At 74.2% G+C, this 23,694-nt stretch carries 23 protein-coding genes; 10 read left to right on the plus strand and 13 right to left on the minus strand.

Translation table 11 applies throughout. The features are described 5' to 3' along the window. Positions 1–27: 27 nt before the first annotated feature. The 4 genes from ACFOSY_RS09765 to ACFOSY_RS09780 form a co-directional block, all read right to left on the minus strand. The gene (locus ACFOSY_RS09765) at positions 28–984 is read right to left on the minus strand and encodes an ABC transporter substrate-binding protein (protein ID WP_394306349.1); all 957 of its coding nucleotides are present in this window, start codon (positions 982–984) and stop codon (positions 28–30) included. Positions 985–1,059: 75 nt separating this feature from the next. Then, complete coding sequence (locus ACFOSY_RS09770) at positions 1,060–1,725, minus strand: ABC transporter permease (protein ID WP_394306350.1); 666 nt, start codon at positions 1,723–1,725, stop codon at positions 1,060–1,062. After that, positions 1,722–2,420, minus strand: a complete 699-nt coding sequence (locus ACFOSY_RS09775; RefSeq protein WP_394306351.1) for an ABC transporter permease — start codon at positions 2,418–2,420, stop codon at positions 1,722–1,724. Before ACFOSY_RS09775 ends, ACFOSY_RS09770 begins: the two co-directional genes overlap by 4 nt. Next, positions 2,417–3,550: an ABC transporter ATP-binding protein gene (locus ACFOSY_RS09780; protein ID WP_394306352.1), complete on the minus strand. Its 1,134-nt coding sequence runs from the start codon at positions 3,548–3,550 to the stop codon at positions 2,417–2,419. The genes ACFOSY_RS09775 and ACFOSY_RS09780 overlap by 4 nt, the downstream gene beginning before the upstream one ends. A gap of 302 nt (positions 3,551–3,852) precedes the next feature. Here ACFOSY_RS09780 and ACFOSY_RS09785 point away from each other — a divergent pair, with 302 nt between their 5' ends. The 3 genes from ACFOSY_RS09785 to ACFOSY_RS09795 are packed head-to-tail and all read left to right on the plus strand — an operon-like array spanning position 3,853 to position 7,056. After that, a complete protein-coding gene (locus tag ACFOSY_RS09785; RefSeq protein WP_394306353.1) occupies positions 3,853–4,542 on the plus strand; it encodes a response regulator transcription factor in 690 nt (229 codons plus the stop codon). Positions 4,543–4,559: 17 nt separating this feature from the next. Continuing rightward, a complete protein-coding gene (locus tag ACFOSY_RS09790) occupies positions 4,560–6,014 on the plus strand; it encodes a sensor histidine kinase (protein ID WP_394306694.1) in 1,455 nt (484 codons plus the stop codon). 52 nt (positions 6,015–6,066) lie between these two features. Further along, positions 6,067–7,056, plus strand: a complete 990-nt coding sequence (locus ACFOSY_RS09795) for an NAD-dependent epimerase/dehydratase family protein (protein ID WP_394306354.1) — start codon at positions 6,067–6,069, stop codon at positions 7,054–7,056. Between the two features lie 557 nt (positions 7,057–7,613). On the opposite strand, the gene ACFOSY_RS09800 is transcribed toward ACFOSY_RS09795, so the two are convergent. Together ACFOSY_RS09800 and ACFOSY_RS09805 are read right to left on the minus strand one after the other, a co-directional pair. Continuing rightward, positions 7,614–8,723: a sensor histidine kinase gene (locus tag ACFOSY_RS09800; protein WP_225655585.1), complete on the minus strand. Its 1,110-nt coding sequence runs from the start codon at positions 8,721–8,723 to the stop codon at positions 7,614–7,616. 4 nt (positions 8,724–8,727) lie between these two features. Further along, positions 8,728–9,486, minus strand: coding sequence for a response regulator transcription factor (locus tag ACFOSY_RS09805; protein WP_394306355.1), 759 nt, complete (start codon positions 9,484–9,486; stop codon positions 8,728–8,730). Between the two features lie 105 nt (positions 9,487–9,591). Between ACFOSY_RS09805 and ACFOSY_RS09810 the strand changes: the two genes are divergently transcribed. From ACFOSY_RS09810 to ACFOSY_RS09820, 3 genes are read left to right on the plus strand one after another with little or no spacing between them, the layout of a single operon-like run. Next, entirely contained in the window at positions 9,592–10,326 is a 735-nt protein-coding gene (locus ACFOSY_RS09810) for a glycosyltransferase family 2 protein (RefSeq protein ID WP_394306356.1), read from the plus strand. After that, positions 10,323–10,943 (plus strand): TIGR04282 family arsenosugar biosynthesis glycosyltransferase, encoded by a 621-nt coding sequence (locus tag ACFOSY_RS09815; RefSeq protein ID WP_394306357.1) that lies wholly within the window; start codon positions 10,323–10,325, stop codon positions 10,941–10,943. Before ACFOSY_RS09810 ends, ACFOSY_RS09815 begins: the two co-directional genes overlap by 4 nt. Next, on the plus strand, positions 10,940–11,656 hold the full coding sequence (locus tag ACFOSY_RS09820; protein WP_394306358.1) for a class I SAM-dependent methyltransferase: 717 nt from the start codon (positions 10,940–10,942) through the stop codon (positions 11,654–11,656). Before ACFOSY_RS09815 ends, ACFOSY_RS09820 begins: the two co-directional genes overlap by 4 nt. An 18-nt stretch (positions 11,657–11,674) precedes the next feature. Here the strand turns inward: ACFOSY_RS09820 and ACFOSY_RS09825 are convergent, their stop codons facing one another. The 3 genes from ACFOSY_RS09825 to ACFOSY_RS09835 all read right to left on the minus strand — a co-directional run bounded on the left by ACFOSY_RS09825 (position 11,675) and on the right by ACFOSY_RS09835 (position 14,019). Further along, positions 11,675–12,172: a DUF1877 family protein gene (locus tag ACFOSY_RS09825; RefSeq protein WP_394306359.1), complete on the minus strand. Its 498-nt coding sequence runs from the start codon at positions 12,170–12,172 to the stop codon at positions 11,675–11,677. A 120-nt stretch (positions 12,173–12,292) separates the two neighbouring features. Continuing rightward, positions 12,293–12,745 (minus strand): hypothetical protein, encoded by a 453-nt coding sequence (locus ACFOSY_RS09830; RefSeq protein WP_394306360.1) that lies wholly within the window; start codon positions 12,743–12,745, stop codon positions 12,293–12,295. An 11-nt stretch (positions 12,746–12,756) separates the two neighbouring features. Further along, on the minus strand, positions 12,757–14,019 hold the full coding sequence (locus ACFOSY_RS09835) for a molybdopterin-dependent oxidoreductase (protein WP_394306361.1): 1,263 nt from the start codon (positions 14,017–14,019) through the stop codon (positions 12,757–12,759). A gap of 115 nt (positions 14,020–14,134) precedes the next feature. On the opposite strand from ACFOSY_RS09835, the gene ACFOSY_RS09840 reads away from it, so the two are divergent. Beyond that, positions 14,135–15,511, plus strand: coding sequence for a hypothetical protein (locus ACFOSY_RS09840; protein ID WP_394306362.1), 1,377 nt, complete (start codon positions 14,135–14,137; stop codon positions 15,509–15,511). A gap of 33 nt (positions 15,512–15,544) precedes the next feature. Here the strand turns inward: ACFOSY_RS09840 and msrB are convergent, their stop codons facing one another. From msrB to ACFOSY_RS09860, 4 genes are all read right to left on the minus strand, one after another. Continuing rightward, positions 15,545–15,952, minus strand: coding sequence for a peptide-methionine (R)-S-oxide reductase MsrB (msrB, locus tag ACFOSY_RS09845; protein ID WP_394306363.1), 408 nt, complete (start codon positions 15,950–15,952; stop codon positions 15,545–15,547). Between the two features lie 14 nt (positions 15,953–15,966). Beyond that, positions 15,967–17,355 carry a UDP-N-acetylmuramate--L-alanine ligase gene (gene murC / locus ACFOSY_RS09850; protein ID WP_394306364.1) on the minus strand — a complete coding sequence of 463 codons (1,389 nt, stop codon included), beginning with the start codon at positions 17,353–17,355 and terminating at the stop codon, positions 15,967–15,969. Positions 17,356–17,436: 81 nt separating this feature from the next. Beyond that, on the minus strand, positions 17,437–17,910 hold the full coding sequence (locus tag ACFOSY_RS09855; RefSeq protein ID WP_394306365.1) for an indole-3-glycerol phosphate synthase: 474 nt from the start codon (positions 17,908–17,910) through the stop codon (positions 17,437–17,439). 252 nt (positions 17,911–18,162) lie between these two features. Beyond that, a complete protein-coding gene (locus tag ACFOSY_RS09860; protein WP_394306366.1) occupies positions 18,163–18,957 on the minus strand; it encodes a pyrimidine reductase family protein in 795 nt (264 codons plus the stop codon). On the opposite strand from ACFOSY_RS09860, the gene zapE reads away from it, so the two are divergent. The 3 genes from zapE to ACFOSY_RS09875 all read left to right on the plus strand — a co-directional run bounded on the left by zapE (position 18,956) and on the right by ACFOSY_RS09875 (position 23,672). Continuing rightward, positions 18,956–20,095 (plus strand): cell division protein ZapE, encoded by a 1,140-nt coding sequence (gene zapE, locus ACFOSY_RS09865; protein ID WP_394306367.1) that lies wholly within the window; start codon positions 18,956–18,958, stop codon positions 20,093–20,095. The genes ACFOSY_RS09860 and zapE overlap by 2 nt on opposite strands. A 526-nt stretch (positions 20,096–20,621) precedes the next feature. Further along, a complete protein-coding gene (locus ACFOSY_RS09870; RefSeq protein ID WP_394306368.1) occupies positions 20,622–22,076 on the plus strand; it encodes a SulP family inorganic anion transporter in 1,455 nt (484 codons plus the stop codon). 198 nt (positions 22,077–22,274) lie between these two features. Continuing rightward, positions 22,275–23,672 carry an alkaline phosphatase PhoX gene (locus ACFOSY_RS09875; protein WP_394306369.1) on the plus strand — a complete coding sequence of 466 codons (1,398 nt, stop codon included), beginning with the start codon at positions 22,275–22,277 and terminating at the stop codon, positions 23,670–23,672. Positions 23,673–23,694 lie beyond the last annotated feature (22 nt).

The following is a 23,694-nucleotide window of genomic DNA, read 5'->3' on the forward strand; positions in this document are numbered from 1 at the left end:
CCCCCCGCCGCACCCCGCGGTCGCGTCTCAGCCGAGACCGGCGGACTTCAGCCAGGCCTTGGCCACGTCCAGCGGGTCCTTCTTCTCCAGCTGCACCTGGGCGTCCAGGTCGAGCAGCGTCTTCGTGTCCAGCTTCGCGGAGACCGCGTTCAGCGCCTCGACGCCCTCCTGCGGCAGCCCGTCCTTGCGGACCAGCGGGGTGACGTTGGCGAACCCGAACAGGTTCTCCGGGTCCTTCAGGACGACGAACTTCTCCTTGACGATGGTCGGGTCCGTGGTGAACACGTCCGCCGCCTGCACCTCGTTCTGCGCGAGGGCCGCCTGGGTGAGCGGGCCGCCGGCGTCCAGCGCCTTGAAGTTCTTGAACGTCAGTCCGTAGACCGACTCCAGGCCCTTGAGTCCCTGCTGCCGGGTCTGGAACTCGGGCGAGCCGCCGATCACCAGCTCGGGCGCGGCCTCCTTGAGGTCGGCGAGCGTGGAGTCGGCGGTGAGGCCGTACTTCTTCGCCGTGGCGGCGTTGACGCCGACCGAGTCCTTGTCCTCGGCCGGCGAGGACTCCAGCAGGGTGAGCTGCTTGTCCAGCTTGGCCTTCACCGCCGCGTTCACCGCGTCGGCGGAGGTCTGCTCGGCCTTCTCGTCGAGGTAGGCGAGGAGGGAGCCGTTGTACTCCGGGAGGACCGTCACCGAGCCGTTCTTCATCAGGCCGTACGTGGTCTCACGGCTGCCGATGTTGTGCTTGTAGGCGACCTTGAGGCCCTTGGCGCGCAGCGCCTCGCCGTAGATGTCGGCGAGCAGGGTGCTCTCGGCGAAGTTGTTCGAGCCGACGACGACGGTGCCCGCCTCGGCCTTGCCTCCGTCGAGCGGATTGTCGGAGGTGTCCCCGGAGGAACAGCCCGTGAGCAGCGCCGCCGCGGCGGCCAGCGCGACCGCCGTCGCCCCGTGAAGCCTCGTCCTCGATCTGCTGCTCTTCGCCGTAAGTGTCATTCACCGATCCAATCCAGCCGTCTCACGCTCGGTCAAGAACGTCAGGGTCACATTTGTCGTACAACTGATCGAATGTCAGCGGCGGCGCACTCCGGGCGACACCGCGAGCCGCCCCACGGCCCAGAACAGCGCGAGCGTGATGAGGGCGAGGACCGCCACCAGCGTCGCCCCGCCGACGACCTTCTCGTAGTTCCGCTGGTAGAGGCCGTCGATGATGTAGCGGCCCAGTCCGCCGAGGCTGACGTAGGCGGCGATGGTGGCCGTGGACACGATCTGGATGGCGGCGGAGCGCAGGCCGCTGAGGATCAGCGGGAGCGCCACCGGCACCTCCACCCGGAACAGGATCCGCGACTCGGGCATCCCCATCCCGCGGGCCGCGTCGACCGGGGCGGGGTCGACGGTGCGGACCGCCTCGTACGTGGTCACCAGGATCGGCGGCACGGCGAGCACGACCAGCGGGATCATCACGGGCAGCAGGCCGAAGCCGATGAGCAGCACCGCCAGCACCAGCAGGCCGAAACTGGGCAACGCGCGGGCGGCGTTGGCGACGAACGCGATCGCGTTGCCGCCGCGTCCGGTGTGCCCGGTCAGCAGTCCCACGGGCAGGCCGATCGCCGCGGCGATGGCGAGGGCCAGCGCCGCGTACCGGACGTGCTCCAGGAAGCGGGTCGGGATGCCGTCGTAGCCGTGCCAGTGGGCGCTGTCGCTGAAGAACGCCTGGACGAAGTTGAGGACGTTCACCGGGCGGCGCCCTTCGTGAGGAGTTCCTCGCGCGGGGCGGCGGTCCGCTCCCGTCCGGAGCGGGGCATCCACGGGGTCAGCGCCCGGCGCAGGGCGACCAGCGCGGCGTCGCAGCAGATCGCCAGGGCGGCCGTCGTCACCACGGCGTTCGCCGCGAGTTCGGGCCGGTCGTACTTCTGCGCGGCGGCGAGCAGGTTGCCGAGGGCGCCCTGGTTGCCGATGAGGGCGCCGACGCTCACCAGGGAGATGCTGGACGCGGTGGCGACCCGCAGGCCCGCGATGATCGCGGGCGCGGCGATCGGCAACTGCACCTGGAGATACCGCCGTACGGGGCCGAAGCCCATGGCGGTGGCGGCGGACAGGGTCTCGTCCGGCACCGAGCGCACGCCGTCCGCGATCGCCGGGACCAGCACCACCAGGCTGTACAGCGCCAGCGGGATCATCACGGTCAGCTCGGTCTGGCCCGTGTAGTCGATGAGCACGACGAAGAAGGCGAGCGACGGCACCGCGTAGAGCATGGTCGTCACCCCGAGCACCGGCGGGTACAGCCAGCGGAACCGGTTGCACAGCAGGGCCAGCGGCAGGGCGAGCAGCAGACCGGCGGCCACCGGCAGCAGGGCCTCCCGCAGGTGCAGCCCGATCAGACCGGCCCAGCTGTGCTGGAGGTCGCTGGGTATGTCGAAGAACCCGTTCATCCGGCGACCTTCTCGTCCTCGCCGCGCGCGGGCGCGGAGTCCGGTGCCGCCTGGGTGTGCGCGGCGCGGATCGCCTCGCCGATGGTCTGCTGGGAGACCACGCCGGTCACCCGGCCGTCCGCGTCGACGGCGACCGCCCAGCCGGTGGGCGAGAGGACCGCGCAGTCCAGCGCGGCCCGCAGCGAGTCCGTGCCGGGCCGGAACGGCCGCCCGTACGGCAGCAGCCGCTCCGCGTCGCCGGCGCTCCCGCGCTCCCGCCAGCCGAGGGGGCGGCCTTCGGCGTCGGTGACCAGCAGGTACGGCGTCTTGGCGGTGGTGAGACGTGCGTCGGGCGCGCCGGCCGTGACCACCGCGTCGGTGGTCAGCTCCAGCGCGTCCGACGTGAAGAAGGACAGCCGGCGGATGCCCCGGTCGGCGCCGAGGAAGTCCTCGACGAAGGCGTCCGCCGGGTGCGACAGCAGCTCGGCGGGCGGGGCGTACTGGGCGAGCCGGCCGCCCTCGCGCAGCACGGCGACCATGGTGCCGAGCTTGATCGCCTCGTCGATGTCGTGGGTGACGAAGACGATGGTCTTGCCCAGCTCGTCCTGGATGCGCAGCAGTTCGTCCTGGAGTCCCTTGCGCACCACCGGGTCGACGGCCGAGAACGGCTCGTCCATCAGCAGCACCGGCGGGTCCGCGGCGAGCGCCCGGGCCACGCCGACGCGCTGCTGCTGGCCGCCGGAGAGCTGGTACGGGTACCGCTTGGCCAGGGACGCGTCCAGGCCCACCCGCTCCATCAGCTCCGCCGCCCGCTCCCGGGCCCGCTGCTTGCCCCAGCCGAGCATGCGGGGCACGGTCGCGATGTTGTCGGCGATGGTGCGGTGCTGGAAGAGGCCCGCGTTCTGGATGACGTACCCCATGCTGCGGCGCAGGGCGGTCACCGGCTGCCGCTGGACGTCCTCGCCGTCGAGCAGGATCGTTCCCTCGGTGGGCTCGACCATCCGGTTGATCATGCGCAGGGTGGTCGTCTTGCCGCAGCCCGAGGGGCCGACCAGGACGGTGATCGAGCGGTCGGGGATCTCCAGCGACAGCCGGTCGACCGCCACCGTGCCGTCCGGGTACCGCTTCGTGACTGAGTCGATCCGTATCAAGACGCCGTGTGCCCTTCGGGTGGCGGAAATTGGTCAGCAGGGGTCGCCCCCGCGGTGCCGGTCGAGTGTAGACGTCGGCGCCGACAAGGCCCCGGGGAAAAGACGCGGGACCCCGGCGGCCGGGGCGGCCGGAGCCACGCCGCCACCTGCCCAGATCCCGGCGCGCCAAACCACCCGCCGCCGTTGGACCGTCCGGGGGACGGCCCGGACGGTACGGCGGTTTCCTGTCGGTTCGCTGTCGATCGGGTTGCGGTCGTGCAGCGCCCCCCGGCGGAAGGGGCGCGGTGGCGCAGTATGGCCGGGTGGACAGAGTGCGACTGCTCGTGGTGGACGACGACCCTCCGATAGCCGACCTGGTGGCGACGGTCGCCCGGTACGAGGGCTGGGATGCGGTCACCGCCCACTCCGGCGAGGAGGCGCTGCGCCGCGCCGACGCGTTCCGCCCGGACATCGTGGTGCTGGACCTGATGCTGCCGGACCTCGACGGCTTCGGGGTGCTGGACGGGCTGCGCCGCTCCGGGCGGATGGTGCCGGTGGTGTTCCTCACCGCGCGCGACGGGGTCGCCGACCGGGTGGCGGGACTGACCCGGGGCGGGGACGACTACCTGGTCAAGCCGTTCGCGGTCGAGGAGCTGATGGCACGGCTGCGGACGGTGCTGCGGCGCAGCTCGGGCCCGGACTTCCCGCGGTCGGTGCTGCGGGTGGGCGACCTGACGATGGACGAGGACACCCGGGAGGTGCGGCGCGGCGAGCATCTGCTGGCGCTCACCCCGACCGAGTACGAGGTGCTGCGCTATCTGATGCGCCGCTCCCCCACCGTGCTGACCAAGGCCCAGATCCTGGACCACGTGTGGGAGTACGGCTTCGGCGGCCGGTCCAACGTGGTGGAGCTGGTGGTCAGCCGGCTGCGGCGCAAGCTGGACGCGACGGGTGAGCCGCTGATCCGGACCGTGCGGGGCTTCGGGTACGTGATCCGGCAGGCGGCGGAGTGAGGGCCGCCGTCCGGCGGATGCGGGACAGCTTCCGGCGGATGCGGGACGGTTTCCGGCGGATGCGGCTCGGCACCCGTCTGGCACTGGGCCTCGGGGTGCTGTCGCTGGCGGTGTTCGCGGTCGTCGGCACGGCGCTCACCGCGTACATGCGGGACTATCTCGAACAGCAGCTCGGCGAGCAGCTGAAGCTCATCCAGACCGTGCAGGCCAAGGACGCGGCGGCGCACGGCACGGTGCGGCGCAAGCCGTACTACGGCTGGTACACGGCGGTGTACGACGTCAGCGGCGGCTCGGTCGCGCTGCGCCGGCCCGCCGACGTGCCCGACGACACCCGCCCGCTGGCCGATCTCGCGCGGGCGATGGCGCACTCCGACACCGAGCTGATGCGCACCGCGCGGATCGACGGGGAGGGCACGTACCGGCTGCGCGGCTGCGAGGTCGAGCCGGGGGTGGTGCTGGTGAGCGCCGCCCCGGTGCAGGACGTGGAGGAGACCGTCGAGCGGCTGGTCACCGTGCAGGTGGTGGTGTTCGCGCTGGCGCTGCTGGCGCTGGTGGTGTTCGGGCGGCGGATGCTGCGGCGCGGGCTGAAGCCGCTGAGCGACATGGCGCACACCGCGCACGGCATCGCCTCGCACGACCTGAGCGAGTCCGCGTCCCGGCTGCCGCTGCGCGCGGACGGACGCGACGGCGGACGCGAGGTCGCCGAGCTGCGCACCGCGTTCAACACGATGCTGGAGCACATCGACGACTCCCTCGCGGTCCGCGCGGAGGCGGAGCTGCGGCTGCGCCGCTTCGTCGCGGACGCCTCGCACGAGCTGCGCACCCCGCTGATGTCGGTACGCGGCTACGCGGACCTGTTCCAGTACGCCGCCGCGAACGAACCCGCCGAGCGGGAGAAGCACCTGGCCCGGCTGCGGGCGGAGGCCGCGCGGATGGGCATCCTCCTCGACGACCTGCTGCTGCTCGCCCGGCTGGACGCGGCGGAGGTGGAGGCGCCGCTGCGGCCGGAGGACACCGACCTCACGGAGCTGGTGCAGCAGGCGGCGGACGCCTTCCGGGCGGGCCGCCCGGACCGTCCGCTCACGGTGACAACACACCCCACCGGTCCGGTGGTCCTGCGCCTCGATCCGCAGCGGATACGGCAGGTGGTGGACAACCTGCTCGCCAACGCCGCCGTGCACACCCCGCCCGGCACCCCGGTCACCGTCGAGGTCACCGCGGCCGGCGACGCGGCCCTGGTGCGGGTCGCCGACGCCGGCCCGGGCATCCCGGCGGACCACAGGGACCGGGTCTTCGACCGGTTCTACCGCGTCGACAAGGCCCGCACCCGCGACCGCGGCGGCAGCGGGCTCGGGCTGGCCGTCGCCCGCTCCCTGGTGCGCGCCCACGGCGGCGACATCGGCCTGACGAGCCGGCCGGGCGCGACGGTGTTCACGGTGCGGCTGCCGGCGCGGGGTCTTACGGACCCGTGACGTGCCGGGCGCGCGGCCGGTGCGGGCTCGATCACGGGCTTAGCGTGAGGGCATGCGAGTGCTGGTCACCGGCGGTGCCGGGTTCATCGGGTCCCATGTCGTCACGGCGTTGCGGGAGCGCGGGCACGAGCCCGTCGTGTTCGACGTCCGCTCCGACCCGGCGGCGGACGTGCGGGCACCGGACGCGGTGCGGGCGGCCCTCGCCGGCGTGGACGCGGTCTGCCACCAGGCGGCGATGGTCGGCCTCGGCACCGGCTTCGCCGACGCGCCCGAGTACGTCTCCCGCAACGACCTGGGCACGGCCGTCCTGCTGACCGCGATGGCGGAGGCGGGCGTGGGGCGGCTGGTGCTGGCCGGCTCGATGGTGGTGTACGGCGAGGGCCGCTACGTCTGCGCCGAGCACGGCGTCGTACGGCCGGGCCCGCGCGCCGAGGCGGACCTGGCGGCCGGGCGGTTCGAGCCGCCGTGCCCGGTGTGCGGGGCCGCCCTCGCACCGGGCCTGGTCGCGGAGGACGCGCCCGTCGACCCGCGCAACGTGTACGCCACGACCAAGCTGGCGCAGGAACACCTGGCCGCCGCGTGGGCGCGGGTGACGGGCGGCTCGGCGGTGTCGCTGCGCTACCACAACGTGTACGGCCCGGGGATGCCCCGGGACACCCCGTACGCCGGGGTCGCGTCCTTCTTCCGCTCCGCCCTGGCCCGCGGTGAGGCTCCGCGGGTCTTCGAGGACGGCAACCAGCGGAGGGACTTCGTGCACGTACGGGACGTGGCGGCCGCCAACGTGGCGGCCCTGGAGGCGGATCCGCGCGCGGGTGTTCTCACCGCGTACAACACGGGGAGCGGGACCCCTCACACGGTGGGCGACATGGCCCACGCCCTCGCCGAGGCCCACGGGGGGCCGTCCCCGGTCGTCACGGGCGAGTTCCGTCTGGGCGACGTCCGCCACATCACGGCGGACTCGGCCCGTTTGAGGGCGGAGCTGGGCTGGAAGCCGGAGATCACCTTCGAGGAAGGAATGCGGGAGTTCGCCAACATCCCGTAGTTGGGGGCGCCCAAAGGGGCGCGAGGAACTGCGCGCGCAACCACGGCGCAACCGGCACCCGGCGTACAACAGCCCCCGGCACCCCGGTGGCCGTACGGAGGTGGGGCGCAGGCCCGCTAGAGGGCGCCGCCTGCGCCCACCCGTGCCGCCCCAGCGGCACGACTGCCCGCAGTCGGCAGGGGCACGGGGAACTGCGCGACCAGCCCCGTGCGGCCCGCACCCGGCGTACAACAGTGCCCGGCACCCCAGTGGCCGCCGGGCGGCACGACTGCCCGCAGTCGGCAGGGGCGCGGGGAACTGCGCGCCCAGCCCCGTACGGCCCGCACCCGGCGTACAACAGTGCCCGGCACCCCAGTGGCTGCCGGGCGGCACGACTGCCCGCAGTCGGCAGGGGCGCGGGGAGCTGCGCGAACAGCCCCGTGCGGCCCGCACCCGGCGTCCCACAGCCCCCGGCACCCCAGTGGCCGCAGGGCGGCACGACTGCCCGCAGTCGGCAGGCGCCTCAGGGGCGCGGGGAACTGCGCGACCAGGCGGCACCGGCCCGCGGTGAACTCCCCTCACCCCGCCACAGGCAACGTCACCTCGAACCTGCACCCGCCGACAACATTCCGCACCGTCGCCCTCCCCCGATGCGCCTCCACAATCCCCCGCACGATGGCCAGCCCCAGCCCCGCCCCCGCCGGAGGCGTCCTCGCGTCGCTGCCCCGCCACCCCGTGTCGAAGACCCGCGGCAGATCCTCCTCCGGAATCCCTCCGCACCCGTCCGTCACGGACAGCACCACCCCCTCCTCCGCCCGCCGCGCGGACACCGCGACCGTGCCGTCCGCCGGCGTCCGGCGGATCGCGTTGACCAGCAGATTCCCCAGCACCCGGCTCATCTCCCGCCCGTCCACCTCCACCGGCACCGGTTCCACCCCGTCCCCCACGAGCCGCACCCCGTGCTCGCGGGCGAGCGGATCCGCGCCCGCCAGGGCGTCGCCGACCAGGTCGTACACACTGATACGCGCCGGCGACAGCGACAGCGCCCCCGCGTGGATGCGGGACAGCTCGAAGAGGTCGCCGACCATTTCGTTGAGCCGCTCCACCTCCGTGCGGATCTGCCGGAGGTAGCGGTCGGGATCGGCGGCCACCCCGTCCTCCAGCGCCTCGGCCATGGCGCGCAGTCCGGCGAGCGGGGTCCGCAGGTCGTGCGAGATCCAGGCGACGAGCTCCCGCCGCGAGGACTCCAGCGCCCGTTCCCGGTCCCGGGACTCCGCGAGCCGCACGCTGGTGGCCTCCAGCTCCCGGCTGAGCGCCGCGAATTCCGCCGCGGCCGGCCCGTCGGGCGCGGCGAAGTCCCCGCCGTCCCCGAACGACCGCGCCGCCAGGGCGAGTTCACGGCTCCGGGCGACGACCCACCGCCCCAGCAGCAGCGCGGTGACCAGCGAGACGACGGCGGCCATGGCGACGACGGTCGTCACCACGCTCAGATCGTGCGCCGACAGGAACATCGCGCGGGCGACGGCCAGCGTCCCGGCGAACATCGCCGTGACCGCGACGGCGGCGACGACCGCGAGGTGCGCGGTCAGCGACCACCGCCGGATCAGCAGCAGGACGCCCGCGCCGAGGACGCCGGCCGTGGTGGCGCCGAGGAACGCGAACAGGGCGATGAGCAGGGCGTCGCGCACCGGGTCACTCCCCCTCGGCCGTCGTGGGGTCGAAGCGGTAGCCGACGCCCCACACGGTCCGCACGAGCCGGGGCCGCGCCGGGTCGTCCTCGACCTTGCCGCGCAGCCGCCGCACATGGACGGTCACGGTGGACAGGTCGCCGAAGTCCCAGCCCCACACCTCCCGCATCAACTCCTCCCTGGCGAACGCCCGCCCCGGGTGCGCCAGGAAGAAAGCCAGAAGGTCGAACTCGCGGACGGTCAAGGCCAGTTCCGCTCCCTTCTTGACGGCCCGCCGGGCCCCCGGGTCGACGGTGAGCCCGGCCGCCCGCAGCACACCGGAGCCGGGACCGGGCACGGAAGCGGAACCGCCGGCGGGCGCGTCCGCCGCCGGCCGGGCGCGGCGCAGCACGGACCCGACGCGCAGCACCAGTTCGCGCGGGCTGAACGGCTTGGTGACGTAGTCGTCGGCGCCGACCTCGAGGCCGAGGATGCGGTCGTCCTCGTCGCCGCGCGCGGTGAGCATGATGACCGGCACCGGCCCCTGCCCGCGCATCCTGCGGCACACCTCGAGGCCGTCCATGCCGGGCAGCATGAGGTCGAGGACGACCAGGTCGGGCCGGTGGGCGGCGGCGCGGGCGAGGGCGTCGGGGCCGTCGCCGGCCCGGTCGACGACGTACCCGGCGCGGTCGAGGTAGCCCGTGACGATCTCGGCGACGGTGGGGTCGTCGTCCACGACGAGGACCCGGGCTCCGGCCTCGCCTGCGGTGGGTGGCTGCTCCATGCGGTCCAGCCTCGCACCCCGCGCGCGCGAACCGTCCGGGGCGGGTGCCGGCGTCCGTGTTTCGTAAGGAGCCGGTGCCCGGTATGTCCGTTTCCCGTTCGTAGGGTGAGTGCCGTGACCACCTCCCCCTCCTCCCCGGAACCACCGCCGGGCGGCCCGGCCCTGTCCGTGGACGTCGTCCTGCCCTGTCTCGACGAGGCCGCGGCACTGCCGTGGGTGCTGCGCCGGATCCCGCCCGGGTGGCGGGCGCTCGTCGTGGACAACGGCTCCACGGACGGCTCCGACCGCGTCGCCCGCGAGCTCGGCGCGACGGTCGTGCGCGAGACGCGGCGCGGCTTCGGCGCCGCCTGCCACGCCGGGCTGACCGCCGCCACCGCCGAGTTCGTCTGCTTCTGCGACTGCGACGCCTCGCTGGACCCGGCGGACGCGGTGCCGTTCGTCGACGAGATCCGCTCCGGCGCCGCCGACCTGGTGCTGGGCCGGCGCCGCCCGCGCGGCCGGGGCGCCTGGCCGCCGCACGCCCGGGCCGGCAACACGGCCCTCGTCCTGCTGCTGCGCCGCCGCACCGGACTGCGGCTGCGCGACCTCGGCCCGCTGCGGGCGGCCCGGCGCGCGGACCTGCTCGCCCTCGGCATCGCCGACCGGCGCAGCGGCTACCCGCTGGAGATGGTGGTGCGCGCCGCCGACGCCGGCTGGCGGATCGCCGAGCACGACGTGCCGTACGCCCCGCGCACCGGCGCCTCCAAGGTGACCGGCACCTGGCGCGGCACCTGGCACGCCGTACGGGACATGAGCCGGGTGCTCCAGGAGCGGCCCGGGCGCGAGGGGGTGACGCCATGACGGCGCCGGAGGTGACGCTGCTGGTCATCGCGAAGGAGCCGCGGCCGGGCCGGGTGAAGACCAGGCTGACCCCGCCGTTCACGCCGGAGGAGGCGGCGGCGCTCGCCGAGGCCGCGCTCGCCGACACCCTCGACGCGGTGGCGCGGACGCCCGCGAGACGCCGGGTGCTGGTGCTGGACGGGTCGCCGGGGCCGTGGCTGCCGGCCGGCGTGGAGGTCGTGCCGCAGTGCGCGGGCGGCCTCGACGAGCGGCTGGCCGGCGCGTTCGCGGGGTGCGACGGTCCCGCCCTGCTCATCGGCATGGACACCCCGCAGGTGACGCCGGAGCTGCTCACGGTGGACTTCGCGGACTGCGACGCCTGGTTCGGGCCGGCCGCGGACGGCGGCTTCTGGGCGCTGGGCCTGGCCGACCCCGACCCCGGCCTGCTGCGCGGGGTGCCCATGTCGACGCCGCACACGGGGGCCGCGCAGCGCCGGCGCCTGGACGGGCTGCGGGTACGGGAACTGCCGTTGCTGCGGGACGTGGACACGGCCCGGGACGCGGCGGCAGTCGCCGGTGCGGCGCCCGGCGGACGGTTCGCCGCGCGGCTGGCCCGGCTGACGGCGGCCCACCGGTGAGCGGGGCACGCGCGACGGCCACGCCCCGCCTCGGACCGCAGCGCCCGCCCGGCCCTCCGCTGCCTGCCGCCGGCCCCGCCTGGTCGGCCGACCCGTACGCCGACGCGCTGCGCGCCGGCCGGGGGCCGCTGTTCCTGCGCCGCACCGACGGATGGCTGCTGCCGCTGGACGTGGAACGCTGGTGCGCGGAGCCGGACCCGGCCGACCTCGAGGTGCTGGCGCGCTGCGAGGGCACGGTGCTGGACGTGGGCTGCGGACCCGGCCGGCTGGTGGCCGCGCTGGGCGGGCGCGCGCTCGGCGTCGACGTCAGCGAGGCCGCGGTGGCGCAGACCGTCCGGCGCGGCGGACGGGCGCTGCGGGCCTCGGTGTTCGACCCGCTGCCGGGCACGGGCCGTTGGGACACGGCACTGCTGATGGACGGCAACGTCGGCATCGGCGGCGACCCGCACGCCCTGCTGGCCCGGCTGGCGCGGCTGCTCACCGCGGACGGTCTGCTCCTCGTGGAGACGGCGCCGTACCCGGACGTCGACGAACGCCTCACGGTCCAGCTCACCGCCCCTCACGGCACCCCGGGCGCCCCCTTCCCCTGGGCCCGCCTCGGCACCCCGGCCCTGCTGCACCACGCCCACGCGTCCGGCTGGCGCGTCAGGGACCGCTGGGCCAGCCACACCCGCACCTTCGTGGCCCTGCGGCCCCCTCGGCACGCCCCCTGACCGGCGGGTGACCGCGCCTCAGGCCCACACCACCTTGACCACGGCGTGTCCCGCCGCAGCCGCCCGCCCGTAGAACCCCCGGAGGCTGCGGTGGTGGTCGAGGAACTCCTCCCTGGCCTGCGCCTCGTCCCAGCCGCCGCCACGGACCTCGGCACCGGCACGGCTCCACAGATCGTCGAACGAGACCGCCGCGAGAAAGTCCGCGGCCCGGGCGACCTCGGGCGGGTCCAGAACCATCAGCGGCGGTTCGGAGGGGTCGACGCCGGCACGGTGCGGCACGGGCCGGCCGCCGTAGACGGGCAGCGCCCAGGGCTCGTCGGCGTCGGTGTCAGGGACGCCGGCCGCGGCGTAGAGGGTGTCGACGGAGTCCCAGACCTTGTCGATCGAGTCGGCGACACCCGCCGCGTACTCGTCGGCGTGGTTGCCCCAGGCCTCGAGCATGAACGCCACGAGCCAGGTGTGGTCGTCCCGGATCTCGTCCCGCGCGACAGCGCGAAAGTGCAGATGGATGCTCACCGCGACGAACCCCCCGCTCGACGGCCCGCCTGCCGGGCCGAACAGGCAGAACCTACTCGGCGGCACCGACAGTCCGTCCGACGGGACGTGCGGGTGCGGCACCCGCCCCCGCGCCGCCCGTCAGTCCCCCGCCCCCGGCCGCCGCCTCCCCACCCGCACCGCGAACAGCACCGCCGAGCCCGCGAACAGGGCCGCCGTGATCAGGAGCCAGCGGGCCGCGAAGCCGTCGGCGGAGAGGGCGGTGACGGACGCGTACCGCTCCGACACCCGGCCGGTGATCAGCGGGAACCACACGAGGAGCAGCAGTCCGGACAGGGCGGCCGGGACGCGGATGTGGTTCACCCAGGCCGTGCGGCCTGCGGTGACCGTGACGAGGGCGCGGTCGGCCGCCGCGTACAGCGGCAGCAGCACCAGGTCGTGGATCAGCGCCGCGCCCACGAACCACACGGTGATCATCAGCCAGTCTCCGTCGAGCAGCCGCACCCCCGCGTACGCGCACAGGGCGAACGAGCACAGCAGCACCAGCAGGTGGAAGGGGCTGCCCAGCGGCGGCCGGGATCGACGCTCGGGCACGGGTGGTCTCCTCACAGTTCGCCGAAGGTCAGCCGCGTGACCCACTTGGTGTTCAGCACGCCGGGCGCGGCCGGGACGATGACGCGGGCCGGGTGGCCGTGGTCCGGGGTCAGGTCCGCGCCGTTGACGGACAGGGCCAGCAGGGAGCGCTCGTCGGCGACCTGACCGGCGCTGAGCGCGGCGTCCCGCCAGGTGCCGTGCGCTTGCAGGGACTCCACGTACACGGCGGCCGGCTCGTCGTGTCCCACGAGGGCGGCGAGGTCCCGCAGCCGTACGCCCCGCCAGGCCTGGTCGGAGGTGGACCAGCCCTCGACGCAGGCGATGGGCAGGTCGGCGTCGTGCTGCTCCATCGCGAGCAGCTCCGCCCTGCTCAGCCGTACGGTGCCGGTGCGGCCGGTGACGGTCAGCCGCCAGGCCTCCTCGGTCGTGTCGTCGGGGCGGATCCCGGCGTACGCGGCCGTCTTGTTGACCTGGAAGGCGCCCGGCCCGCTGCCCGGTTCGGTCCCGCCGTGCGGGGAGAGGAAGGCGGTCCGGCGCAGTGGGCCGTCGAAGCTGCGTCCGGCGGAGGTGGCGAGGAGCAGCAGCGAGCCGCCGCCGACCAGGCCGAGCGCCCCGCGCCGGGTCACGGTCGGCGGGTCGGGCCGCGCCGCGGTCAGGTCCTCGTCCGGCTCCTCGTCCTCCCCGCGCCGCATGTGCCGCAGGTTCCGGAAGGCGGCCGGCGCCTTCAGCACCACGTGGGCGAGGAACGCGCCGAAGAAGACCCACGCGCCGTAGAAGTGCAGCGGGTAGAACGAGCCGGGGAAGATGTAGTCCAGCTGGATGTTGAGGATGCCGGTGACGAACTCGAACAGCGCGCCGCCGACCAGCAGGAGCAGCGAGATCCGCTCCAGGGCGTGGGTGACCGAGCGGGCCGGCGGCAGGGTGAACAGCTTCGGCAGGACCGACCACAGCTTGGCCAGCAGCACCGGTACGAGCCCCAGTCCGAGCGTGACATGGACGCCCTGGGTGAGCCGGTAGAGCCAGGGCGGGTCGGTGGGCCAGGAGAAGAGGTAGAAGCCGAGGATCCCCTTGCCGGGGGTGCGGTCGTTCACCGGCGACAGATCCGGGTTGTACGCGGCGTACGACACCAGGCCCGTCACGAACAGGACGGTGATGCCGAACAGCAGCACCACGCCGAGCACCGAGGTGAACCACGTGCCGCGCACCGGGCTGCGCCAGAAGTCCGGCGAGAAGGGGCCGCGCGGGAGGCGGCCGGGGAGGGAAGACCGTGCCATGTGCCGACGGTAGGTCGGCGGCGGCCCGGAACGGGCGCCCCGAGCGGTGACGAAACGCTGACGTCGCCGCTCGTCAGCCGCTTGCCGCAGGCCGGGCGGCCTAGCGTGTGACGACGTGAAGCGCACTCCTGACCGCACGGACCTCCGTGCCCCCGCCGCCCGCTCCGGCGGCGCGAAGGCCGACGCCCGTGCCGTGGCCGCCGCCGCGCTGCTGGTCCTGGCCGCCGCCCTGATCGGCACGCACCTCCAGAACCGCTACGGCACCCTCCGGGTGGGCTGGCCGCCCCTGGTGGGTCACTGGATGCCGCACCTCGGACCCGGCACCCCGGCCGCGCTCGCGGTCGCCGTGGCGGTGGTGGCGTACGGCCCGGCGCTCGCGGCCCGGCTGCCGTGGCGGCCGCTGCTGTTCGCGGTGTGGGGCGGGGCGCTCGCCTGGACGTGGTCGCTGGCCCTGGTCGACGGCTGGCAGCGGGGCGTCGCCGGGCGGCTGACCACCCGGCACGAGTACCTCCAGGTGATCGACCGCTTCCAGGACATCCCGGCGACCCTGCGGGACTTCCACGCGCACATCCTCATCGGCGCCCCCGACAACTGGCCGGCGCACGTGGCGGGTCATCCGCCGGGCGCCACCCTCACCTTCGTGCTGCTGGACCGGATCGGGCTGGGCGGCGGGGCGTGGGCGGGGGCGTTCGTCGTCACCGCCGGCACCACGGCGGCGGTCGCCGTGCTGGTCACGGTGCGGCGGCTGGCCGGCGAGGACCTCGCCCGCCGGGCCGCGCCGTTCCTCGTCCTGGCCCCGGCGGCCGTGTGGACGGGCACCTCCGCCGACGGCTGGTTCGCGGCGGTCGCCGCCTGGGCGCTCGCCCTGCTGGCCCTCGCCGTCACCGGCCGCCGTCCGGCCTGGACGGGCTTCGGCGCGGGCCTGCTGTTCGGGCTGACGGTGTACCTGTCGTACGGGCTCACCCTGGTCGCGGTGACCGCCGCGGCCGTCCTGCTGCTGGGCGCCCGGCGGCTGCGGCCGCTGCCGTACGTGGCCGCCGGGTTCCTGGTGGCGCCGGCCGTGTTCACGGCCCTGGGGTTCGACTGGTGGGAGGCGTACCGGCTGCTGGTGACCCGCTACTACCAGGGCGCGGGCGGGGTACGCCCGTACGGCTACTGGGTGTGGGCGAACCTGGCGTGCACGGTGCTGGTCGTGGGCCCCGCGACGGTGGCGGGGCTGCGCCGGGGCGGCGCGGAGCCGGTGAGGTACGGCCGTGCGGCGCTTCTGCGGGACCCGGTGCCCCGGCTGGTGCTGCTGGTGGGGTCCGCGCTGCTGGCGCTGCTGGTCGCGGACCTGTCCGGGATGAGCAAGGCGGAGACGGAGCGGATCTGGCTGCCGTTCGCGCTGTGGCTGCTGCCCGCCTGCGCGCTCCTGCCCGGTCCGCGCGGATGGCTCGCCGGGCAGGCGGCACTGGCCCTGCTCCTCAACCACCTGGTGCTGACCGGGTGGTGAGGAGCGGGCGGCGAATCAGGAACCGGCGGCGGATCAGGAACCGGCGGGACGCAGCGTCAGCGAGATGCTGTTGATGCAGTACCGCTGGTCCGTGGGCGTCGGGTAGCCCTCGCCCTCGAAGACGTGCCCGAGGTGCGAGCCGCAGCGGGCGCAGCGCACCTCGGTGCGCACCATGCCGTGCGAGCGGTCCTCGACCAGCTCCACGGACTCGGTGTCCTTCGGGTCGTAGAAGGACGGCCAGCCGCAGTGCGACTCGAACTTCGTGTCCGAGGTGAACAGCTCCGCGCCGCAGGCACGGCAGGAGTAGACGCCCTCGGTCTTGGTGTCGGTGTACTCACCGGTGAAGGCCGGTTCCGTCGCCGCCTGGCGCAGAACCGCGTACTCGGACGGCGACAGCTCCGCGCGCCACTGCTCGTCCGGCTTCTCCACGTCGTACGGCATGAGGTTCCAGCCCCTTAGTTCGACAGACGGTCCAGGATGCGCGGGCCGAGGTCGGTGACGTCGCCCGCTCCCATGGTGAGAACCAGATCGCCCGGCTTGGCCATTCCCGCCACCGCCCCGGGGACCTCCGCCGCGTCGTGGACGGCCGTCACGTCCGCGCCGGCCGCGCGGGCCGCCTCGATGATCAGCTCGCTGGTGACACCGGGGATCGGGTCCTCACGGGCCGGGTAGATGTCCAGGACCAGCGAGGCGTCGGCGAGGGCGAGGGCGTGGCCCATCTCCTTGCCGAGCTCGCGGGTGCGGGAGAACAGGTGGGGCTGGAAGACGACGAGGATGCGGGCGTCCCCGGCGGCGGCGCGCATCGCCTCCAGGTCCGCGGTCATCTCGGTGGGGTGGTGCGCGTAGGAGTCGATGACCTGGACGCCGGCCGCCTCGCCCTTGAGCTGGAGGCGGCGCTTGACGCCGGTGTACGCGGCCAGCGCGGGGGCCAGCTCGGCGGCGGGGACGCCCAGCGCGACGCCCGCGGCGAGCGCGGCGACCGCGTTGTGCGCGTAGTGCTTGCCGGGCACCGACACGGTGAAGGTGAGCGGGGCGCCGTCCAGCTCGACGGTCACCTCGCTCTTCAGGCCCTGCGGGACGACCGACAGGACCCGGACGTCGGCGTCGGCCGACTCGCCGTACGTCACGGTGCGCACCGAGCCGTCCAGGCGGCGGGTCAGCTCGCGGGCGCCCTCGTGGTCCGCGGAGATCACCAGGGTGCCGCCGGGGACGATCCGGCCGACGAACGTCTGGAAGGACTCGTGGATTTCCTCCATCGACGCGTAGTTCGCGTGGTGGTCCAGCTCCACGTTGAGGATGATCGCGACCTCGGGGGCGTACTTGTGGAAGCTGCGGTCGGACTCGTCGGCCTCGGCGACGAAGATCTCGCCCGCGCCGTGCAGCGCGTTGGAGCCGGGGGCGTCGAGGTCGCCGCCGATGGCGTACGACGGCTCGCGGCCGAGCTCGGTGAGGGCGACCGCGAGCATGGAGGTGGTGGTGGTCTTGCCGTGGGTGCCGGCCACCGCGATCGGGCGCGCGCCGTCCATCAGGGCGGCGAGGGCGTCGGAGCGGTGCACCACGGGGATGTCCAGCTCGGCGGCGCGCCGCAGCTCCGGGTTGTCCTCGCGGATCGCGGAGGAGACCACGACGCAGCTGGCGTCGTCGGCGAGGTGCGCGGCGGCGTGCCCGACGTGCACGGTGACGCCGAGGGCGCGCAGGGCCTGGGCGGTCGCCGAGTCCTTGGCGTCGCTGCCGGCCACCCGCGCGCCGCGCTGGGCGAGGATCTTGGCGATGCCCGACATCCCGGCGCCGCCGATGCCGATGAAGTGCGGTCGGTCCATGGCGGTAGGAAGGCCGGGTGCCATGCGTGTTCTCCCAGTGGTGCGACGAGCGGGACGACGGTCTTCGCGCCCTCGCGGGCCGGGCCGGGAGAGCGCGGCCCCAGCCTATGCCTTGCTGTGCGAGAAGAGTTTCAGCACCGGCACTCCGACCTTGTGGCGGGCCCGGGAGGCCCAGTCGCGGTGGAAGAACTCCTCCACGTAGTGCGGGTCGGTCAGCACGATCACCTCGTCCGCGCCGACCTCCTCGACCAGTTTCCTGAGCGCGTCCAGCGGGTGGTCCTCGACGAGGCGGCCCTCGGCGGTGTCGCCGGTCGTGCGCAGCGCCTGGAGGGAGACCGCGAGCGCCCGTTCGCCCATGGAGCGCGCCTCGTCGCCCTCGGGGGTGCCGCCCTCGCGCACGGCCTCGTCGAGCTCGCCCAGGGCGACGTCGTCGATGGCTCTCAGCAGCCGGTCGGCCTGTTCGCCGCGTGGCTGGAGCAGGACGTGGAAGGCGACGGGCTCGTCGCCGTGCAGGGTGGTGACGAACTCCACGTCGGCGGACGTCAGGGCCTTCTCGATCATCAGTACGCTTGTGAACACCAGGCGCCCCTTACTCCTCGGAGGGCCCGCGGGCCCTCGCTGCTCCGTGGGCCGAGCCAGGCCCCCCGGAGATCATCCTTCCCCGTGCGGGCGCGAGTACGGCCGGTTTCAGTCTCGCCCTTCTTCGCGCCGGGCGGGCGGACGGTTCCGCCGATCGCCGGACCGGCGACGGCGTCGTGCGCGTCGTCCTCCCTTCCCCCGGTTCCTCCTCCCCGGTTCCTCCCTCCGCCGTTCCCCGTCCGGCCGGGCCGGTCAGGCCCGCCGGTAGCGCGTGAACAGGAAGCCGCCCTCCTCCAACATCGACGACAGCGCGAATCGCCGCGGAAGTGTCACTGAGGGTCCCCCGGCGATGCGCTGGGCGTCACCGGCCGTGACCATCGGCGCGACGGTGAGACAGAGCTCGTCCAGCACGCCGGCGGCGACGACCTGCCCCAGCAGCCGGGGCCCGCCCTCGGTCAGCAGCCGGGTGTGCCCCAGTGCGGCCAGCGCCCGTACGGCCCGTGCGGGGTCCACCCCGGCGCCCTCCCCGGCGACGACCACGCGGGCGCCCGCCTTCTCGGCGGCGGCGACGCGCTCCGGGTCGGCGGCGGCGCCGGTGAGGACCAGGGTGGGCACGAGCGGGGAGGTGAACAGGGGCAGCGAGAAGTCGAGGTCCAGACTCGCCGAGACCACCGCGATCGCGGGCGCGGGGCCCTGTCCGGCGGCTGCTCGGGCCGCCGCGAACTCGGCGCGGGCGCGGGCCGGGCGGTAGCCCTCCTGCCGTACCGTTTCCGCACCGACCACGACCACGTCCGCGAGGGCCCGCAGCACGCCGAAGATCCGCATGTCGGCGGGGCAGGAGATGGGCTGCGAGCGGCCCTCGTGCTGGGCGGCGCCGTCGAGGGTGGAGACCATGTTGCCGCGCAGCCAGGGCGCGGGGCCCTCCGGGCCGGGCTCGGGATAGGCGTAGGCGGCGGCCAGCTCGGCCAGGCTCCACTCCCGGTCGGCCGCCCCGCCGGCGGCTCCCGTCTCGTCGGTCACATCGGTCACGGGGAACAGGCGTCGCATGTCAGGCAGTCTTCCACGCCCCGTACGATGGGGGACCGTGTCGTCCTCCGCAGCCTCCCGTCCCGGTCCGATAGCCGCCGTGGCTCCGCTCTCGCTGTGCGGCCGTGAGCCGCACGTCCCCGCGGACCGGCTCGTCGCCGAGATGGTGCCGCCGCCGCGGTTCGACTCCGTCCGCTTCACCACGTACATCCCCGACCCGAATCAGCCGAGCCAGACCGAGGCCGTGCGCGTCCTCGAGGGCTTCGCGGCGGGTCTCGGCGGGGCGTCCGCCGGGGAGCGGGGCCGGCGCCGGCTGTTCGGCCTCGGCAAGGCGGCGAAGAAGGGCCCGACCGGGCCGCGCGGGGTCTACCTGGACGGCGGCTACGGCGTCGGCAAGACGCACCTGCTGGCCTCGCTGTGGCACGCCACCCCGGCCGAGCCGGCGCTCAAGGCGTTCGGCACGTTCGTCGAGCTGACCAACCTGGTGGGCGCGCTCGGCTTCCAGCAGACCGTGCGGACGCTGTCGGGGCACCGGCTGCTGTGCATCGACGAGTTCGAGCTGGACGACCCGGGCGACACCGTGCTGGTGTCCACGCTGCTCGGCAAGCTGGTCGAGGCGGGTGTGGCGCTCGCCGCCACCTCCAACACGCTGCCGGGCAAGCTCGGCGAGGGCCGGTTCGCGGCGGCGGACTTCCTGCGGGAGATCCAGGGCCTGTCGGCGCACTTCCGGGCGCTGAGGATCGACGGCGAGGACTACCGGCACCGGGGGCTGCCCGAGGCGCCGCCCCCGTACTCCGACGACGTGGTCACCCGGGTCGCGCACGCCACCGCGGACGCGTCGCTGGACGCCTTCCCCGACCTGCTCGACCACCTCGCGCGGGTCCACCCCAGCCGCTACGGCGCCCTCACCGACGGCATCGGCGCGGTGTGCCTCACCGGGGTGCGGCCGGTGCCGGACCAGTCGACCGCGCTGCGGCTCGTGGTCCTCGCGGACCGGCTGTACGACCGCGAGGTGCCGGTGCTCGCGTCGGGACTGCCGTTCGACCAGCTGTTCAGCGAGGAGATGCTGAATGGCGGCTACCGCAAGAAGTACTTCCGCGCGATCTCCCGCCTCACCGCTCTGGCCAGGGACGCCAAGCGGCTCGCCGACACCGTCTGACCCGGGCGGCCTCAGCCCACCGTGCGGGCGTTCGACGCCCGAACGGCCCATCGACGGCCACGGAAGTGATCGCGCCAACCCACGTGTTCTTTTCGGGCTGACCGCGCCGAGGCCCCGCGATGAGCCGGTGCGAACGGCCACGCAGGGTTACCGTGTTTCTTGACCAACCGTTGACCTTGCGCATACCTGCGACACCGGGTGCGAACCACCGTGACAGGTACGCGTGTTGCGAGGTCGGGCGACCGTCGGCCGCACCCCGGGCCCTTGCCGTCGCTTTACCTCGGCCACCCGTCCCGCGCCTCCCGCGGCCTTCGCATCCGCGTACACGGTCCGTCACACCGCGGGCCAATGATCGGCGGGCCGGGCCCCGTCGTGCGCGTCCGACGCGTCCCCACACGCGCCAGGAGGAACAGATGCACCGCCCTTCCGTCGACCACCCCCGCCCGTCCGGCCGGCACCCCGAACCGTCCGCCCGACACCCTCGTCCGTCCGCCCGCCGTGCGGCCCGTACCCGGTGAGGGCGCGCGTGGGCCGCTTCCCTCATCTGCGGCAGGACGTCGCCGCCTCGCTCGTCGTGTTCCTCGTCGCCCTGCCGCTCTGCGTGGGCGTGGCCGTCGCCTCCGGGGTGCCCGCCGAACTCGGGCTCGTCACCGGCATCGTGGGCGGTGTGGTGGCCGGCCTGCTGCCGGGCAGCAGCCTCCAGGTGTCCGGCCCGGCGGCCGGGCTCACCGTGCTGGTCCACCAGGCGGTGACCTCCCACGGACTCCCCGCGCTCGGCGTGATCGTGCTCGCCGCCGGGCTGCTCCAGCTCGCCATGGGGGCGCTGCGGCTGGGCCGCTGGTTCCGGGCGATGTCGTTGTCGGTGATCGAGGGCATGCTGGCCGGCATCGGCCTGGTCCTCATCGCCGGCCAGCTCTACGCCGCCGCCGGGATCGAGGCGCCCGCCCACGGCGTCGACAAGCTCCTCGGGCTGCCCGGCGCCGCCGCGGACGCGCTCGCCGGGCGGGAGACGCTCGCCTCGCTGGCGGTGGGCGCCGGCACGGTGGTGGTGATGGTGCTGTGGCGGCGGCTGCCGGGACCGGCCGGGGTGGTGCCGGGCGCGCTCGCCGCGGTGCTGCTGGCGACGGCGGTGACGGCGGCGTTCGCCGTGCCGGTCGCCACGGTCGAGGTGCGGGGCCTGTTCGCATCCGTCCAGCCGCCCGGCCCGGACGCCTTCGGTGTCCTCACGGACGTCGGCGGGCTGGGCACGGTCGTGGCCTTCGCGCTCATCGCGTCCGCGGAGAGCCTGTTCAGCGCGGCGGCGGTGGACCGGCTGCACACGGGTCCGCGCACCCGCTACAACAAGGAGCTGATGGCGCAGGGCGCGGGCAACACGGTCTGCGGGCTGCTCGGCGCGCTGCCCATGACCGCCGTCATCGTGCGCAGCTCGGCCAACGTCCAGGCGGGCGCGAGGACCAAGGCGTCCCGGGTGCTGCACGGCGTGTGGCTGCTGCTGTTCGCCGCGCTGCTGCCGTCCGCCCTCGCGTGGATCCCGCTGCCGGCGCTGGCGGGCATCCTGATCCACGCCGGCTGGAAGCTGATCCCGTTCCGGGGGCTCGTCGCGCTGTGGCGCGGACAGCGGGGCGAGGCGCTGATCCTGGTGGTCACGGCCGTGTCGATCGTCGTGCTGAACATGTTCGAGGGGGTGCTGATCGGACTGGGCCTGTCGGTGGTGAAGACGGCGTGGGAGTCCTCCAAGGTCAAGCTGGAGGTCATGGACAAGGGCGCGGGCCCCGTCCAGGTCCACCTCTCCGGCAACGCGACGTTCCTGCGCCTCCCGAAGATCCTGGACACCCTGGAGTCCCTCCCCCAGGACCGTCCGGTCGAACTGGACCTGACGGCCCTGCACCACCTGGACCACGCCTGCAGAACGGCGTTGACCCACTGGGCGGAACGACACAGCGGTGCGGGGACACCGCCGGTGCGGCTGACGACGCGGTGAGAACGGGTTCGTCTCGCGGGACGCGGGTGTGAGGGCGCCCTTCCAAGGCGGGCCACGGGCGCCCCCACCTCACGGGACACGGCCGTGCGGGCGCCTCAACCTCACAGGACACGGCCGTCCGCGTGGTTCACGGGACCGGCGGCAGGTGATAGACACGGCGGGGTCACAGTTCCTGTCCGCCAGCAGGAAGGTTTCCCCATGTCAGAAAACGGGTCCCCCCACGGCTCCACGGCAACAACCCGACGCCAGATGCTCGCCCGTTCCGGTGCCGTCGGTGTCGGCATCGCCTTCACCGGCGCCCTGTCCGAACTGTTCGCCGGCACCTCCGCCGCGCAGAACCTCGGCCACCACGGCTACGGCGACCTGGTCCCCGACCCCGACGGACTGCTCGACCTGCCCAAGGGCTTCCGCTACACCGTGCTCTCCAAGGAGGGCGACCAGCTCCGCTCCGGCGAGGGACCCGTCCCCTCCAACCACGACGGCATGGCCGCCTTCGCCGGCCGCCAGGGCCATGTCCACCTGGTCCGCAACCATGAGAACCGCGCCACCGGCAGAGTCCCGGTCCCGGTGGTCGACGGGCTGACGTACGACCCGCAGGGCAAGGGCGGCTGTACCGCCCTCACCCTCGACCGCCGCGGCGGCGTGCTCTCCGAGCGGGTGGCGATCGCCGGTACGGCGGTCAACTGCGCGGGCGGGCCCACCCCGTGGAAGACCTGGCTGACCTGCGAGGAGACCGAGGACAGAGCCGGAACCAACGGGTACACCAAGGACCACGGCTTCATCTTCGAGGTGGACGGCGCCGACCCCCGCCGTACCGGGGCCGTGCCGCTGACCGCGATGGGCCGCTTCGCGCACGAGGCGATCGCGGTGGACCCGCACCGGGGCGTGGTCTACGAGACGGAGGACGCCTTCGAGCGCCCCTTCGGCCTGTTCTACCGCTTCCTCCCGAACAAGCCCCTCGGCGGCACGGGCTCGCTGCGCGCGGGCGGCAGGCTCCAGGCGATGCGGGTGCCCGGGGTGCCCGACCTGTCCACGATCCAGGAGATCGGCGCCCACTTCGACGGCATCGAGTGGGTGGACGTCCCCGACCCGCTGGCCGTCGAGACCCCCATCCGTCACCAGGACTTCGGCGCGAAGGGCATCACCCACGCGCAGAAGCTGGAGGGCTGCTACTGGGGCGGCCGTTCCGTCTACTTCGTGTCGTCCTTCGCCCGCACCTCCGACGGCTCGGCCGCCAGCCACTACGGTCAGGTCTGGCGCTACGACCCGGACCGCCGCCGCCTCACCCTGGTGATCGTCTTCGGCCCGGACACGGACATCCAGATGCCGGGCGAGTCCCCGGACAACATCTGCCTCGCGCCCAGCGGCGGTCTGATGGTGTGTGAGGACGGCTGGGGCGCCCAGCACGTCTTCGGCGTCACCCGGCACGGCGAGGTCTACCCGATGGCCCGCAACCGCCAGAACCTGGGCACGGACGACGCCCCGGACTGGGGCGAGTTCGCCGGGGTCACGTTCTCCCCGGACGGCCGGACGATGTACGTCAACGTCTACGACCCGGGCACGACGTTCGCCGTGACCGGCCCCTGGCGCCGATGACGGCCTGAAACAGCGAAGAAGA

Origin of the sequence: Streptomyces lusitanus, assembly GCF_042647945.1 — a bacterium.
Classification (GTDB): domain Bacteria; phylum Actinomycetota; class Actinomycetes; order Streptomycetales; family Streptomycetaceae; genus Streptomyces; species Streptomyces pseudogriseolus.

Excerpts from the sequence above, each read along its gene's own strand:
- ACFOSY_RS09765 (WP_394306349.1), bottom strand. The coding sequence starts at position 984 with ATGACACTTACGGCGAAGAGCAGCAGATCGAGGACGAGGCTTCACGGG.
- ACFOSY_RS09775 (WP_394306351.1), bottom strand. The coding sequence starts at position 2,420 with ATGAACGGGTTCTTCGACATACCCAGCGACCTCCAGCACAGCTGGGCC.
- ACFOSY_RS09790 (WP_394306694.1), top strand. The coding sequence starts at position 4,560 with ATGCGGGACAGCTTCCGGCGGATGCGGGACGGTTTCCGGCGGATGCGG.
- ACFOSY_RS09795 (WP_394306354.1), top strand. The coding sequence starts at position 6,067 with ATGCGAGTGCTGGTCACCGGCGGTGCCGGGTTCATCGGGTCCCATGTC.
- ACFOSY_RS09805 (WP_394306355.1), bottom strand. The coding sequence starts at position 9,486 with ATGGAGCAGCCACCCACCGCAGGCGAGGCCGGAGCCCGGGTCCTCGTC.
- ACFOSY_RS09815 (WP_394306357.1), top strand. The coding sequence starts at position 10,323 with ATGACGGCGCCGGAGGTGACGCTGCTGGTCATCGCGAAGGAGCCGCGG.
- ACFOSY_RS09835 (WP_394306361.1), bottom strand. The coding sequence starts at position 14,019 with ATGGCACGGTCTTCCCTCCCCGGCCGCCTCCCGCGCGGCCCCTTCTCG.
- msrB (WP_394306363.1), bottom strand. The coding sequence starts at position 15,952 with ATGCCGTACGACGTGGAGAAGCCGGACGAGCAGTGGCGCGCGGAGCTG.
- murC (WP_394306364.1), bottom strand. The coding sequence starts at position 17,355 with ATGGCACCCGGCCTTCCTACCGCCATGGACCGACCGCACTTCATCGGC.
- zapE (WP_394306367.1), top strand. The coding sequence starts at position 18,956 with ATGTCAGGCAGTCTTCCACGCCCCGTACGATGGGGGACCGTGTCGTCC.
- ACFOSY_RS09860 (WP_394306366.1), bottom strand. The coding sequence starts at position 18,957 with ATGCGACGCCTGTTCCCCGTGACCGATGTGACCGACGAGACGGGAGCC.
- ACFOSY_RS09875 (WP_394306369.1), top strand. The coding sequence starts at position 22,275 with ATGTCAGAAAACGGGTCCCCCCACGGCTCCACGGCAACAACCCGACGC.